We start from the raw sequence: 15,345 nt of genomic DNA, 5'->3' as shown, positions 1-15,345 counted from the left end.
TTTCTGTCCTTTTTGATTTTTAGAAAAATCTCTTTAGCTTTAAAAAGCGTAATTTTGTGACATGCAGAAAACACAACTTAATTAATGACTGGAATTGTTTATAGGTCAACAGGTAGCTGGTACGAAGTAAAAGGTGAGGATAACGCATTTTACTCTTGTAGAATTAAAGGAAAATTCCGTTTAAAAGGAATCAAAAGTACTAATCCTGTTGCTGTAGGTGATAAAGTACAGTTTGAAATTGAGAAAAAAGGAGATGAAGAAATAGGGATTATTAATGTGATAGAAGAGAGAGATAATTATATCGTGCGTAAATCGGTTAACTTATCTAAACAAACTCATATTATAGCTTCAAATGTGGATCAGCTTTTTTTATTGGTTACCTTAAATAATCCGCCCACATTTACTTCTTTTATAGATCGCGTCCTTGTCACTGCCGAAGCTTATCACATACCAGTAGTTATCGCTTTTAATAAAGTGGATACTTATAACGATGACCAGGGTGAAGTATTGATAGATCCAGAAACTGGAGAAGAGTTGCTTACTATGACAGAGCTGGATGAAGTGCGATATTTAATGAGTCTTTATAAATCTATAGGTTATGAATGTATTGCTATAAGTGCCGCTGGCGGTAAAAATATAGATATAATAAAAGAAAAGATGAAGGGTAAGACCAGCATGTTTGCAGGTCATAGTGGTGCAGGAAAAAGTACGCTAGCAAATGCTGTACAACCAGGATTACAGATAAAAACAAAACAAATTTCTGAACAGCACAAACAAGGTCAGCATACCACCACATTTGCACAAATGTTTGATTTGGATTTTGGTGCACGTCTTATAGATACACCTGGTATTAAAGGTTTTGGAGTAGTAGATATGGAAAAGGAAGAGATAGGAGATTACTTCCCAGAAATACAAGAGTTAAAACAAGACTGTAAATTCCACAACTGCATGCATATAGAAGAGCCTAAATGTGCAGTAAAAGAGGCAGTAGAAAATGGCGAGATGATTTTAAGTCGCTATGAAAGCTATGTACAAATAGTAAATGGAGACGAAGAAAATTACCGTCAGGATAAACACCAGGCACAACCATGAGAGTAGTCATACAAAGAGTTACTAGTGCAAGCGTTACCATAGAAGGTAAAATTCATGGAGAGATAGGTAGCGGACTCCTTGTTTTGTTAGGAATTACTAATGGAGATACACAAGAAGATATAGACTGGTTAGTTAATAAAATAACCGGTATGAGAATCTTCTCAGATGCAGATGGTAAGATGAATTATAGTGTAAAAGATATTGATGGAGATATATTGTTAATATCACAATTCACTCTATTTGCAAACGTAAAAAAAGGCAATAGACCCAGTTATATAGAGGCTGCAAGACCAGATGTAGCGATACCTTTATATGAAGCTTTTATAGATTCGCTTTCGCGAAAGCTAAACAAAAATATAGCCACAGGAAAATTTGGAGCTGATATGAAAGTTCAACTACTTAACGATGGTCCTGTGACCATTACTGTAGATAGTAAGAGTAAGTGATTTTAAGGTTATTGATTAACTTCTCTCTTTTTTTATGGTTGTTAACCATAATTTTATTTTCTTTGAGATGTTATGAAAAAACTACTACTATTCGTTTTTTGCTTGTCTATTTATCAAGTTCTTAAAGCACAAGACAAGGAATATCAATCTTCTGAAAATATACCAGCACAGCTTTTAAAAAATGCCAATGCGGTAATTAGGAAAAACAATGTTTCTATACTTATTAAAGATTATGATGATGTTGAAGTGACGACGGATAGAATAGTCACAGTACTGAATAAAAAAGGACTGTCAGATATTAGTGCGGCAGAATCTTATGATGACGATACTAAGGTAGATGAGATAGAGGCTACTATTTACGATGCTGCAGGTAATAAAGTTGTTAGAATTAAAGAAAAGGACTTTAAGGATGTAAGTGCTGTTTCTAATGGGACTTTATATAGTGATAATCGAGTAAAATATCTAGATTATACACCTCGCGACTATCCATTTACGATTCATTTTACTTCTACTGTAGAATATAGTACTACGGCTTTTCTACCTAGCTGGGTGCCATTAGAATATTTTTATGTGAGTACGCAATCTTCAAATTATGAAGTGATCAATAATTCAGGGATTGAGGTAAAGTTCAAAGAGTCTCATCTCGATAATTATGCTATAACTAAGAATGGTAATTTAAATTATACAGCAACTAACTTAACCGCACTTGTGCCACAGGCTTATAGTCCAGGGTTTGATACTTATGGGCCAATGGTGAAAATTGCTATGAAGGAATTTAGTATGAAAGGTGTGGCAGGTATAAATAACGACTGGAAAGACTTTGGTAAATGGATGAATGATGAATTATTGTCTGATGTAGGAGAATTACCTAAAGAGGTAGTAGATGAAGTAAAAATGCTTACTAAGGATGCTAAGACTCAAAAGGAAAAAGCAAAAATAGTATATGAATTCATGCAAGAAAGATCTCGTTATATAAGTGTACAAGTAGGTATAGGTGGCTGGAAACCTATAGATGCAATGAGCGTGCATAACGTAGCTTATGGAGATTGTAAAGGACTGTCTAATTATACCAAAGCTTTATTGAATGAAGTAGGAATAAAGTCTCATCACGCAATTATTTATGGAGATAGTAATATACGTAGTGTGGATAAAAGCTTTTCTTCTACACAGGGAAATCACATGATTTTATATGTACCACAACTTGATGATGAAAAGAATATTTGGTTAGAGTGCACGAGTAAAACAAATCCTTTTGGTTATATAGCTGGATGGACAGATGATAGAGATGCCTTAGTCGTAAGTGATGCAGGTGGAGAGATTCTTCATACTACGGTTTATGATACAGAAAGTAATTTACAGAAGAGTAAAGCTCAAATTGAGTTGCAAAAAGATGGAAGTGCTAGGGCACGTATTCAAATGAGTACAACAGGTTATCAATATTCTTTTAGAGATCAATTGGATAAGAAGTCTAAAAAAGATTTAGTAAAGATGTATTCTAATTTTTGGGGTCATTTAAATGGAGTACATATTGAAACTACGGAGGTTATTAACGATAAAGAATTGGTACAGGTTACTGAAATTGTAGACTTAACAGTTGATAAGTACGCTTCTAAGACAGGCAATTTAGTTTTATTTAAACCTGTGTTTTTTAATAGGAATGAAACAGAGCCTAAAAGATATAAAGCTAGATACGCTGATTTTGAAATCGATAGAGGTTATGTAGACGTAGATGAATATGAAATTAATCTTGATGCAGCATTTGCAATAGATGCATTGCCCGACGAAGTGAAATTGAATACTAAATTCGGTGAGTATAGATTAGTTATTAGTGATTTAGGTAATAATAAATTAAAAATAAAGAGATATCTTAAAATTGAAAAAGGGTATTTCGGTAAAGAAGATTATGAACTTTATAGAGAATTTCGTGCATTAATTGTAAAGCATGATAATTCAAAAGCGGTATTAAAATTTATTTAATGAAAAAAGTATTATTAGCCTTATTGTTTAGTTGTGGTAGTTATTCATTTGGTCAAGATTTGGGTTTAGGAAAAGTGACTATTGAAGATTTTGAGATAAAAACAGAAGATACAAGTAATAATCATGATGCAATCATCATTTTAAATAGTGTAGATGTTTTTTTCGTTGATTTTAAACAATATTTATCCTTTCGTCAAAGAATAAGAATCGAAACGGAAGAAGGCTTAGAGTATGCAACTAATAGTATTCAATTGTATAGCTCAGATAGTGGCAGTGAAAGCTTAAAAAGCATGGTCGGATCGACTTATAATCTAATAGATGGAAAAGTAGAATCCATAGAGTTAGATGTTAATTCTGTTTTTACAGAAGATCTTAATGAGTATTATAAATCGAAGTCTTTTACAATGCCAGACGTGAGAGTTGGGTCAGTAATAGAATTTAATTATGTTATAGAATCCCCATTTCCACTTATAGATGATATTAATTTGCAATATGGTGTGCCTGTTGTCAATCTAGAAGTCGGAATTCAATTCCCTGAATATTATTCTTATAATGTAGTTTTTAATCCTAGAGCAAGTTATAAGATTGATTTCAACGCATCAGATTTTGAAAATAGCTTAACCTCTTCATTAATCGTAGCTGGTGAAAGTGATGACTTTGATTCTGATCAAAAAATTCAACAGGTTAGATTATCAAATAAAGCAATTTCTTTTTCCCAACAGCATATACCAGCCTTGCTTCCAGAGTTTCTTGCCGGTGATTTAAACAATTATCGTGCAAAGATGATTGTTAATTTAGCATCAGTGAACTATGTAGGTACCGGTAAGGTAAAAAAGGAATATGGGACAAGTTGGGAGAAAGTAGCAAAAACTATTTACGATAGTGATAATTTTGGTGATGAAATAAAGCAATCTAGATTTTATAGAAAAGATTTAGAAGAAATTATTGAACCATCTGTTACTGATAAACAAAAAATAGTCGAAGTTCTGAGTTTTTTAAAATCCAAGGTTAAATGGAATAATAAATATGGGGTATTTACTAAGAACGGTTTAAAAGATGCTTATAAAACTGGTTCAGGTAATGTTTCTGAAGTGAATTTACTACTTGTTTCAATGCTGAGAGAAACAGGTATAGAGGCTTATCCAGTATTAGTGAGTTCTTCTGATAGTGAGACTCCTATTTTTCCAACAAGAGAAGGTTTTGATTATATAGTAGTTCAGGCTACCTATGGTGATGAAAAAGTACTTCTAGACGCAACAGAAAAATATGCAGGGCTTAACTTAATACCATTAAGAGCTGCAAGTTGGAAAGGGCGATTGATAAAAAAGGATGGTAATTCTGAATGGATCAAGCTTACCGAAAATCAAAAATCTGAAGAGATCACATTATTAGAGGTTGCTTTAGATAATGATTCCCATGCTATGGGTAATGGACAAAAGAGGTATTCTAATTATATGGCTCTTAGGGCTAGAAATTCTAATACTAACTCTACTGAAGATGAGCTAGAGAAATATGTCCAGAATGATAATGTAGGGTTAGAAGTAAGTGAAGTAAGATTAGAGGGTCTAGAAGATGTAGATTCCTACCTTACTTTAAGATACGATGTAAAATATAAAAATGCAGTAGATCACGTGGGTGATAAAATTTATTTAACGCCACTTTTGTATGAGGCAAATGAAGAGAACCCATTTAAACTTGAGACTAGAAAATTACCTGTGGACTTGTCATTTCCTGTAAAAACAAAAACTATTGTAAATATAAAAATGCCCGAAGGCTATGAAATAGAGTCTATGCCTGAAAATGTAAAAATAATGTATAACGATAATGTCGGTTATTACAAGTATATATCTAGTTATACTAATGGTGTTATTTCAACAGTTGCTACATTTGATTTATCAACTTCGGTCATACAACCAGATAGTTATGTAGCGTTTAAAAAATTCTTTGAGGCAATCGTAGAAAAAGACGCTCAAAAAATAGTCCTCAAAAAAATATAATATGAGTATTAAGAAATCACAAGAGCAGGTTGATCAGTGGATCAAGCAGCATGGAGTACGTTACTTTAATGAGCTTACTAATATGGCGCAACTTACAGAAGAAGTAGGTGAAGTGGCGCGTATTATAGCAAGAAGATATGGAGAACAAAGTGAGAAAGAAAGTGATAAGGATAAAGATCTAGGAGAAGAACTAGCTGACGTGATGTTTGTCGTTTTATGTCTTGCAAACCAGACTGGGACAGATTTAGAAACTGCATTTAATAAAAAACTGCAATTAAAAACAGAGCGAGATCACGATAGACACCATAACAATGAAAAATTAAAATCTTAATACATGGATTTAAGATTACATAAAGTAGATAAGCCTAGAGGACACGTGGCATTAACTATTTCAGGATCAAAAAGTGAAAGTAATCGCTGGTTGATATTGCAAGCGCTTTATAAAAATTTAGACATTGATAATTTGTCAGATAGTGATGATAGCGATCATTTAAGTCATGTTTTAAAAAGCGAAGAAAGTATTCTTGATATAGGACATGCAGGTACCGCGATGCGATTTGGGACCGCTTTCTTTGCTTCTCAAGAAGGTAGAGAAATTACTTTAACTGGTAGTGATCGCATGAAACAACGTCCCATAGGTATATTAGTAGATGCGCTTAACGACTTAGGAGCAAATGTGTCTTATGTTGAAAAAGAAGGATTTCCACCTTTAAAAATAGTTGGGAAAAAGATTCAAGGTGGTAAACTATCGGTAGACGGTAGTGTGTCCAGTCAGTTTCTTACAGCCTTACTTTTAATAGCTCCTAGCTTTGAGAATGGACTTCAGCTAGAAATTTATGGAAATCTGACCTCGCGACCTTACTTAGAAATGACTGTAGATATTTTAAAACAGATAGGTGTAGATGTTAGTTTTTTAACTACTAGCGGGAATGAAGGTACGCAAAAAAGTATATCAGAGAAAAATGAGCTCATAGAGGTAAAACCATTACATCATAATGCTATTACTATCGCACAAGTAGAAAGCGACTGGAGTAGTGCAGGGTATTGGTACAGTTGGGTAGCGATGCAAGAAGTAGGATACGAAATGAGTCTTTCTTTTTACAGAGAAAATTCATTACAAGGTGATAGCGAGTTGGTTCAAATATATAAACCGCTAGGTGTGGAAACCGTTTTTATTGAGAACGGAATTCGTCTGGTTAAAATAGATCAACAACTCCCAGATATAATCATGTTGGACTTAACTAACGAGCCAGATCAGGCTCAAACGGTATTTGCTACTTGTTTGGGATTGGGTGTAGATGCACAGTTTACAGGTTTACATACTCTTAAAATTAAAGAAACAGATCGTATAGAAGCAATGAAAACTGTTGGAGCACGCTTTCGCGAAAGCGAGATAACAACAACTAACGACTCTATAAAATTACATTTTAAAACCCCATCTAGTTTTAATCCAGAGGTTATCGTGGATACTTACCAAGATCATAGAATGGCAATGGCATTTGCACCGCTGTGCATGAAAACAGAGCTCATTATTAATGAGGCGATGGTGGTGACAAAAAGTTACAAAAACTTTTATAATGACCTTAATAAGGTAAATGTAAGGATTACAGAAATTTAACCGCTTATTTACTTGACAAGGCCTATGCGCAAATCGTATATTTGCAGCTTATAATAAAAAGGAATTAATGAAGTTATCACAATTTGGTTACGATCTGCCAGAAGATCGCATAGCACAATATCCAGCAGAAAATAGAGATGAGTCTAAGTTAATGGTCTTGCACAAGAAAACTGGAGAAATTGAACACAAGATGTTCAAAGATGTGATAGACTATTTTAATGAAGATGACATTTTTGTGATGAATGACACCAAGGTTTTTCCTGCCAGATTATATGGTAATAAAGAAAAAACTGGTGCTAGAATCGAGGTTTTCTTGTTGAGAGAACTTAATCCAGAAACAAAGCTTTGGGATGTTTTAGTAGATCCTGCAAGAAAAATAAGAATAGGTAATAAATTATATTTTGGTGATGATGAGAGTCTAGTCGCTGAGGTTATTGATAACACGACATCTAGAGGGCGTACGTTACGTTTTCTTTATGATGGTAGTTATGAAGAATTTAGACAGGCACTTAAGGATTTAGGAGAAACACCTCTTCCTAAAGAATTAAATAGAGAAGTAGAGCCGGAAGATGAAGAGCGTTTTCAGACTATTTTTGCTAAGAAAGAAGGAGCTGTAGCAGCACCTGTCGCAGGTTTACACTTTTCTAAGCATTTATTAAAGCGTCTAGAAATTAAGGGTGTGAAAATGGCTACGGTAACTATGCATATAGGTTTAGGAACATTTGCACCTGTAGAAGTAGAAGATCTATCTAAACATAAGATGGATAGTGAACAAGCTTTTATTACAGAAGAAACTTGTACTGCGGTTAATGAAGCGTTGAATAATAAAAGGAATGTTTGTGCTGTAGGGACTACCACTATGCGTACTTTAGAAAGTGCTGTTAGTAGTAATGGTCGTTTAAATACATTTGATGAGTGGACTAATAAGTTTATTTTCCCTCCTTATGATTTTTCTATTGCAAATAGCATGATTACTAATTTTCATCCTGCAAAATCTACTTTGATGATGCAGGCAGCTGCATTTGCAGGTTATGATTTACTTAAGAAGGCCTATGATGTTGCCCTTAAAGAAGATTATAAATTCAGTACATATGGTGATGCTATGCTTATTATAGACTAATAAGAGTTAAATTAATTATTTTAAAAATGCCACAAGTTTTACTTGTGGCATTTATTTTGTTTCTAATGTAAATTATGAGTTAATTAAGGTTAATTAGAGTTTATGTTTTCATTAACAATTTAACCTTAGAAATTATGTGAGTTAATTACATTGAATTATCTTGCCATTATTCCCTTAAAACTATTTAATAATGAAAAAATTATACTTTTTAGCTGTATTATTTGTTTCTCAAATTGCGCTAGCACAGGTAACAAATGAAGAAACCCCACGTGGTTGGGATTTGACTTTTAAAAGTCAGCCTCAAAAAATAACTATGCCTCAGTTCGATCAAGCGTCTTTGGAGCAAGAAGATGCTTTAGCGAGTTTTGAATTGACTAAGCCATATAGATTTGGAGAGAAAATTCCTGTTGATCTTAATTTGTTTAACTCAGGTCAGTGGTTAGAGTTAGATAACGGTGATAGAATATGGAGGTTAAATATCGAGTCAATAGGAGCTAAAACTATAAACTTTTTGTTTGATCGTTATGAGCTTCCTGTTGGAGCTGAGTTGTATTTATATAACAATGAGCATACTGATAAGATAGGTCCTTATACTCACAAAGAAAATCAAGAAGATGGAATTTTAGGTTCTTGGATTGTTTATGGAGATAACATATGGTTGGAATATTATGAGCCAGCAGCTGTTAAAAATCAAGGTCGTATATCTATTGAAAATGTAGTTCATGGTTATAGAGGTTTTGGAGAAGAAGAAACTAGTTTTCTTAAGTTGAATGAATCTGGAAGTTGTAATGTTGATATGATGTGTGACCCAAATCAGGGATCGTCAAATGGTCAAGATTGGACTACTATTAGAAATAACTATAGACATGCTGTTGCTAGGGTTATTATTAATGGTAATGGTTTGTGTACAGGGACATTAGTAAATAATGTAAGAGAAGATGCTACGCCTTATTTTTTAACGGCAAATCACTGTCTTTCAACTGCTGATGGTTCTTCAACATCTTATAATGCGAGTAATTTGTCTTTCGGTTTCGATTGGTTTACCAACACGCCAGATTGTGCTACAACTAGTAATACCATAGGTAATTTAAATCCAACTAGAGTTTTAACTGGTGCTACTTTAAGAGCAAATAGAGGAGCGAGTGATGTAGCGTTATTTGAAATTAATCAAACTCCACCAGCATTATGGAACCTTTATTATGGTGGATGGAATAACGGGAGCTCTGCAGCTTCTTCACAAATTAGTTTTCATCACCCATCTGGAGATATTATGAAGTTAGCTCGTAATGATCAATTTACTTTTGCTCAAACAGCGTCAGGTGTTGCTTGTTGGACTATATCTGATTGGGATTACGGAGTGACTGAAAGAGGGTCTTCTGGTGGTTGCCTGGTAAATCAAAATGGTCAAATAGTAGGTCAATTGCTAGGTGGTGGTGCAGCTTGTAGTGGAACGACAGATAATGGTGCTCCAGACTATTATGGTAGAATGGATACATCTTGGGCAGGCGGTTTTAATTCAGCTACTCGATTGAGAGATTGGTTAGATCCTGATAATACTGGTGCTACGTTTGTAAATGGAGATTATTATGATGTTTTGAGTAATGATGAAGTAAATACTATCATGAATATTCAATTGTATCCTAATCCATCTAGGGGTATTGTTAATGTGGTGTTAGAGAATCCTGCTAATTATAGTGTTTATGATCTTTCTGGTAAGGTGATACGTTCTGGTTCATTTAACCAAATAGAGAATCAATTAGATATTCAAAATTTATCTAATGGTATTTACTTCTTGAAAATTCAAGATGGGAATAATTCTATAACAGAAAAGATTTCTAAAATTTAACTGCTAAGATTAGTTAAAAAGTAATAAACTTAAGATTTCATACAAAACGCGTTGCAAGATCATGTAATTTTGCAATGCGTTTTTTTTATATACTATTTTGAAAGAGAAGAAGAAAGATATTAGATCACTTACTAAAGATCAACTTAGAGATTATTTCGTTAATAATGGAGATAAGGCTTTTAGAGGTAACCAGGTTTATGAATGGTTATGGAAAAAAGGTGCGCATTCTTTCGATGATATGACTAACGTTTCTAAGGATACCAGATTGTTTCTTGAAGAGCACTTTGTTATCAATCACATTAGGGTAGACGATATGCAAAGGAGTGAAGATGGTACAATAAAAAATGCCGTTAAACTTCATGATGGTTTAACTGTAGAATCTGTACTAATACCTACCGCTACTAGAACCACTGCTTGTGTGTCTTCTCAAGTAGGTTGCAGTCTCAACTGTGAGTTTTGCGCTACTGCTAGGTTAAAACGTATGAGAAACTTGCAACCAGATGAGATTTATGATCAAGTAATAGCTATAGATCAACAAAGTAGATTGTATCACAATATTCCTTTATCCAATATTGTATTTATGGGTATGGGAGAACCGTTGATGAATTATAATAACGTTCTTAAATCTATAGAAAAGATTACAGGTAAAGATGGTTTAGGTATGTCACCTAAGCGTATAACACTTTCTACAAGTGGAGTTCCTAAGATGATGAAAAAACTTGCTGACGACGGTCCTAAGTTTAACCTGGCGCTTTCATTACATAGTGCGATAGATGAAAAGCGTACTAAGATCATGCCTTTTAATGAGCAATTTCCATTGTCTGATATAAAGGATGCTTTGAAATACTGGTATGAACAGACAGGTACAAAGGTTACGTATGAATATGTGGTGTGGAAAGGTATTAATGATACAGAAGAGGATGTACATGAATTGGTTAAATTCTGTAAGGTCATACCTTGTAAGGTAAATATTATTGAATATAATTCTATAGATGATCCTAGATTTGAACAGGCTAGTCCCAAGGCTATAGAATTGTATAGATCACAACTAGAACGCAACCGTATAGTCGTAAACGTTAGAAGAAGTAGAGGTAAGGACATCGATGCTGCTTGCGGTCAACTGGCAAATAAGCAACAATAAAACAATTCTAATCTTGTAAATCTTTTATTTTGAATAGTATCATACATTTAAATAAATTATGATTAAAGTATTATAATTCATTCTTTGTTTATGGTTTTTGTTATATAGTCTGCATTTGAACTGACGGATATGTAGTTTGTAGATTTAGGTTTTTCTAGTTCTTGAAAATCAAAAAACTAGAGGCTATTTTAACATTTTTTTTTATATTTATTAGCGAGTTTTATTATTTTTACTTAAAATTCCATAACAATGAAAAAAACTTTACTTTTAATCAGTGCTTTTGCACTGTCGATTACAGTTTCTGGTCAAGTTCTAGATTCTGAAAATTTTAACACACTTGCGATCGGTGATACACATACAGCTGCTGATTTAGGATTTAATGGAGGACCAGGTGAAGGAGGTTATTTTAGAAGTGTTTTGAATGGTGATGCTACGGCTGTTCCAGCAGAAACAACAAATAATGCTGGGAATTCTAACGTGCAGATTGTTGCTAACGGATTGAATTCAACGCGTGGTATGCAAATCACAAACCCAAATGGTACGGGCGGTTTTAGACAAATTCTTAAAAACGGTTTTCAATCATCTGATTGGGCAAGTAGAACCGCTGGAAACGATGTGTTAGATGCAACTATTTCTATTTTTACAGGTGCAACTACTTCAAGTGTTACAACAAATAGATTTGTAGTTTCGGCTCCCGATGGTAGTACTATAGTAGCAATGGATTATGACTTTAATACTAGAGAGATTTCTGGATTAGGAACTTTAAATAATGGTGGCGCTATTGGGTTGTTTGCATTTTCTTTAGGTCCTGATGATACTGCTGGAAATCCTACGGCACTCATAGCACCTGCAAATACTTGGGTGACGCTAACAATGTCATATAATTCTACAACTGGTGAGTTAATATGGGCTACAGATCTTAATGGAGGTACTTCAGAGGAGTTTGGTACAGCAGCCTTTGTTATTACTGGGCAGATACCTGATGTAAACCAAATATTTGGATTCTCTGGAGATGGAAATGCAGCAGCATCTTCTATTATTATAGATGATTTTATACTGACTGCGGTTTCTAGAAGTACTTTAAGTATCGAAGAAGATTTATTAGTTAACAATGAAATTAAACTTTTTCCAAATCCAGCTACAGATGTTATAAATGTAAGTAGCTCAATTTTAACGGTTAATAATCTTAAGCTAGTTGATTTAAACGGTAGAGTAGTTATGGAAAAATCAATACAAAATGAGAATTCTTCCTTAAATGTAAGTGATGTTGCAAGCGGTATTTATTTGCTGAATGTTACAACTGGTGACACGATTTCTACAAAGCGCGTGATCATTGACTAACTTTTAATAAGTATCATAATTTTTATTAAACCGTTTTGATGTCAAGTCAAAACGGTTTTTTTCGTTTCAAATTTTGATTTTAACCTTAAAAATAAATTAAAGCGAGAGAAAAGTATTTAAACAAATCTCTAATCACTATTGGAATGGTATAAAGTGATCCATATTCATCTCGTATTTAAATGTTAGTTAATGATTGCTGTTTTAAAATATCACTATCATTATATTTGCAACCTTATGAAGATAGTAGAGCAAATAAAAGAGCCTATAGCTCATGAAATGGAGCTTTTTGAAAAGAAGTTTCATCTTTCTATGGCTTCGCGCATTGCTTTATTAAATCGAATTACGCATTTTATAGTAAATCGCAAAGGGAAACAAATGCGACCTATGTTTGTTTTTCTAGTTGCAAAAATGGTGGGTAATGGGCAGGTTAATGAGCGTACTTATCGCGGCGCGTCTGTTATAGAGCTTATTCATACAGCTACGTTAGTTCATGATGATGTAGTGGATGATAGTTTAAAGCGTAGAGGCTTTTTCTCTGTAAATGCTTTATGGAAAAATAAAATAGCTGTTTTAGTAGGTGATTATCTGCTTTCTAAAGGACTACTTCTTAGTATAGATAACAAAGATTTTGATCTTTTACAAATCATAAGCGTTGCGGTACGTGAAATGAGTGAAGGTGAATTATTGCAAATAGAAAAGGCTAGACGCCTAGATATTACAGAAGAGGTCTATTACGATATTATTCGTAAAAAAACGGCAACTTTAATAGCCGCATGTTGTAGCTTAGGAGCTGGTGCTGTCTCTCCAGAAAGTGAAGATGTGGAGAAAATGCGCAAATTCGGTGAGCTTATAGGTATATCATTTCAGATCAAAGATGATCTTTTTGATTATGGAAATGAGCGTATAGGAAAACCTACTGGAATAGATATTAAGGAACAAAAAATGACTTTGCCGTTAATTTACTGTCTTAATAACGCTAGTGCCAAAGATAAAAAATGGCTTATCAATTCAGTTAAAAAACATAATCGAGATAAGAAAAGAGTGCGTCAGGTTGTTGACTTTGTTAAGAATAACGGCGGTTTAGACTATGCGATAAAAGCTATGTATCAATATAAGGAAGAGGCACTTGCTATCTTAAATACCTATCCAGAGTCTGAGTATAAGAATTCACTTAGAATGATGGTCGATTATGTAATAGATCGTAAAAAGTAAGAACCTAACTTCATGCTTTTATTGCACAAAACGGTTTGTGTTTAGTCCGCTTTCGCGAAAGCGGAATTTTTATCAAACATCTTATCCTAGCTAGTACGCTAATCCTCAATAAAAAACTACCTTTGCAGACGCAAAAAATGCCATCATGAGTATAGTAGCAATAGTAGGAAGACCTAATGTAGGTAAGTCAACTCTTTTTAATCGTATGATTCAAAGGAGAGAGGCGATCACTGATTCTGTAAGTGGAGTAACTAGAGATAGACATTATGGAAGAAGTGACTGGAACGGTAAGGAGTTTTCTCTTATTGATACTGGTGGGTATGTAGTCGGTAGTGACGATGTCTTTGAAGAAGAGATAGATCAACAAGTAGAGCTGGCTATTGATGAGGCAGACGCGATTCTTTTTATGGTTAATGCCGAAGAAGGTATTACACCTATGGATGAAGATGTGGCTACTCTATTGCGTAAGGTTACTAAACCGGTGTTTCTAGTAGTTAATAAAGTAGATAACAATCAGCGTGAGCAAGATGCTTATGAATTTTATAACCTAGGTCTAGGAGAGTATTTTTCTATTTCTAGTATGAATGGAAGTGGTACTGGTGACTTATTAGACGAAGTAGTAAAAATATTACCAGATACAGAAGAAGAAAAGGTAGATGATTTACCACGATTTGCTGTAGTAGGAAGGCCTAATGCTGGTAAAAGTTCTTTTATCAATGCACTTATAGGTGAAGAAAGATATATCGTTACTGATATCGCTGGTACTACAAGAGATTCTATAGATACAAAATACAATCGTTTTGGCTTTGAATTTAATCTAGTCGACACGGCTGGTATTAGAAGAAAGAAAAAAGTACGTGAAGATCTAGAGTTTTACAGTGTAATGCGTAGTGTAAGAGCTATAGAACATGCAGATGTTTGTATCGTTATGCTGGATGCAACTAGAGGATTTGATGGTCAGGTGCAAAATATTTTTTGGCTAGCAGAGCGTAACCGTAAAGGAATCGTTGTTCTAGTGAATAAATGGGATCTGGTTGATAAAGAAACTAACACGGCTAAGGAATACGAGGCTATGATTAGAAAAGAAATGGAGCCTTTTACAGATGTGCCTATTGTCTTTATTTCTGTAATGAATAAGCAACGTATTCATAAAGCTATTGAAACTGCTGTGGCGGTTTATAAAAACCGTAGTAAAAAGATTAAAACGAGTCAACTTAATGAGGTGTTACTTCCATTAATTGAGAGCTATCCGCCGCCATCATTAAAGGGTAAGTTTGTGAAAATTAAATTTATTACTCAATTACCAACACCGCAGCCACAGTTTGCATTTTTCTGTAACTTACCACAGTATGTAAGAGATTCTTATAAAAGATATCTAGAAAATCAATTGAGAAAACATTTTGATTTCAATGGTGTGCCGATTAGTGTATACATGAGAAAAAAGTAAAAGAAATTTTATACTATTTAAAAGGCATCCTGAAAAGGATGCCTTTTTTTATGCCCATCATTGAGATTTAAATAAACGAGACGTGGTTCTTAATAAATTGTTAAGAAT

Annotated in this window: 12 protein-coding genes; all 12 read left to right on the top strand. The window is 33.9% G+C overall.

Going from position 1 to position 15,345, the window contains the following annotated elements:
* The first annotated feature begins 84 nt into the window (after positions 1 to 84).
* Positions 85 to 1,092 (top strand): ribosome small subunit-dependent GTPase A, encoded by a 1,008-nt coding sequence (gene rsgA / locus ABJF08_RS03750; RefSeq protein WP_348114706.1) that lies wholly within the window; start codon positions 85 to 87, stop codon positions 1,090 to 1,092.
* A complete protein-coding gene (gene dtd / locus ABJF08_RS03745; RefSeq protein ID WP_348114705.1) occupies positions 1,089 to 1,538 on the top strand; it encodes a D-aminoacyl-tRNA deacylase in 450 nt (149 codons plus the stop codon). Before rsgA ends, dtd begins: the two co-directional genes overlap by 4 nt.
* 72 nt (positions 1,539 to 1,610) lie before the next feature.
* Positions 1,611 to 3,515: a DUF3857 domain-containing protein gene (locus tag ABJF08_RS03740; RefSeq protein WP_348114704.1), complete on the top strand. Its 1,905-nt coding sequence runs from the start codon at positions 1,611 to 1,613 to the stop codon at positions 3,513 to 3,515.
* The gene (locus ABJF08_RS03735; RefSeq protein WP_348114703.1) at positions 3,515 to 5,512 is read left to right on the top strand and encodes a DUF3857 domain-containing protein; all 1,998 of its coding nucleotides are present in this window, start codon (positions 3,515 to 3,517) and stop codon (positions 5,510 to 5,512) included. Before ABJF08_RS03740 ends, ABJF08_RS03735 begins: the two co-directional genes overlap by 1 nt.
* Before the next feature lies 1 nt (position 5,513).
* Positions 5,514 to 5,843 carry a nucleotide pyrophosphohydrolase gene (locus ABJF08_RS03730; RefSeq protein WP_348114701.1) on the top strand — a complete coding sequence of 110 codons (330 nt, stop codon included), beginning with the start codon at positions 5,514 to 5,516 and terminating at the stop codon, positions 5,841 to 5,843.
* A 3-nt stretch (positions 5,844 to 5,846) separates the two neighbouring features.
* On the top strand, positions 5,847 to 7,130 hold the full coding sequence (locus tag ABJF08_RS03725; protein WP_348114700.1) for a 3-phosphoshikimate 1-carboxyvinyltransferase: 1,284 nt from the start codon (positions 5,847 to 5,849) through the stop codon (positions 7,128 to 7,130).
* Positions 7,131 to 7,197: 67 nt separating this feature from the next.
* On the top strand, positions 7,198 to 8,250 hold the full coding sequence (queA, locus tag ABJF08_RS03720) for a tRNA preQ1(34) S-adenosylmethionine ribosyltransferase-isomerase QueA (RefSeq protein ID WP_348114699.1): 1,053 nt from the start codon (positions 7,198 to 7,200) through the stop codon (positions 8,248 to 8,250).
* Positions 8,251 to 8,440: 190 nt separating this feature from the next.
* Positions 8,441 to 10,096: a T9SS type A sorting domain-containing protein gene (locus tag ABJF08_RS03715; protein WP_348114698.1), complete on the top strand. Its 1,656-nt coding sequence runs from the start codon at positions 8,441 to 8,443 to the stop codon at positions 10,094 to 10,096.
* Positions 10,097 to 10,193: 97 nt separating this feature from the next.
* The gene (gene rlmN, locus ABJF08_RS03710; protein ID WP_348114697.1) at positions 10,194 to 11,237 is read left to right on the top strand and encodes a 23S rRNA (adenine(2503)-C(2))-methyltransferase RlmN; all 1,044 of its coding nucleotides are present in this window, start codon (positions 10,194 to 10,196) and stop codon (positions 11,235 to 11,237) included.
* A gap of 249 nt (positions 11,238 to 11,486) precedes the next feature.
* Positions 11,487 to 12,578, top strand: coding sequence for a T9SS type A sorting domain-containing protein (locus ABJF08_RS03705; protein ID WP_348114696.1), 1,092 nt, complete (start codon positions 11,487 to 11,489; stop codon positions 12,576 to 12,578).
* Positions 12,579 to 12,812: 234 nt separating this feature from the next.
* Complete coding sequence (locus ABJF08_RS03700) at positions 12,813 to 13,790, top strand: polyprenyl synthetase family protein (RefSeq protein WP_348114695.1); 978 nt, start codon at positions 12,813 to 12,815, stop codon at positions 13,788 to 13,790.
* A 142-nt stretch (positions 13,791 to 13,932) separates the two neighbouring features.
* Entirely contained in the window at positions 13,933 to 15,237 is a 1,305-nt protein-coding gene (gene der / locus ABJF08_RS03695) for a ribosome biogenesis GTPase Der (RefSeq protein WP_348114750.1), read from the top strand.
* Positions 15,238 to 15,345 lie beyond the last annotated feature (108 nt).

Origin of the sequence: Nonlabens sp. (assembly GCF_039941875.1) — a bacterium.
Lineage (GTDB): Bacteria > Bacteroidota > Bacteroidia > Flavobacteriales > Flavobacteriaceae > Nonlabens.
This window is presented reverse-complemented; position numbering and strand designations above follow the sequence as displayed.

Coding starts and splice junctions, on each gene's coding strand:
- rsgA (WP_348114706.1), top strand. CDS start 85: ATGACTGGAATTGTTTATAGGTCAACAGGTAGCTGGTACGAAGTAAAA.
- dtd (WP_348114705.1), top strand. CDS start 1,089: ATGAGAGTAGTCATACAAAGAGTTACTAGTGCAAGCGTTACCATAGAA.
- ABJF08_RS03740 (WP_348114704.1), top strand. CDS start 1,611: ATGAAAAAACTACTACTATTCGTTTTTTGCTTGTCTATTTATCAAGTT.
- ABJF08_RS03735 (WP_348114703.1), top strand. CDS start 3,515: ATGAAAAAAGTATTATTAGCCTTATTGTTTAGTTGTGGTAGTTATTCA.
- ABJF08_RS03730 (WP_348114701.1), top strand. CDS start 5,514: ATGAGTATTAAGAAATCACAAGAGCAGGTTGATCAGTGGATCAAGCAG.
- ABJF08_RS03725 (WP_348114700.1), top strand. CDS start 5,847: ATGGATTTAAGATTACATAAAGTAGATAAGCCTAGAGGACACGTGGCA.
- queA (WP_348114699.1), top strand. CDS start 7,198: ATGAAGTTATCACAATTTGGTTACGATCTGCCAGAAGATCGCATAGCA.
- ABJF08_RS03715 (WP_348114698.1), top strand. CDS start 8,441: ATGAAAAAATTATACTTTTTAGCTGTATTATTTGTTTCTCAAATTGCG.
- ABJF08_RS03705 (WP_348114696.1), top strand. CDS start 11,487: ATGAAAAAAACTTTACTTTTAATCAGTGCTTTTGCACTGTCGATTACA.
- ABJF08_RS03700 (WP_348114695.1), top strand. CDS start 12,813: ATGAAGATAGTAGAGCAAATAAAAGAGCCTATAGCTCATGAAATGGAG.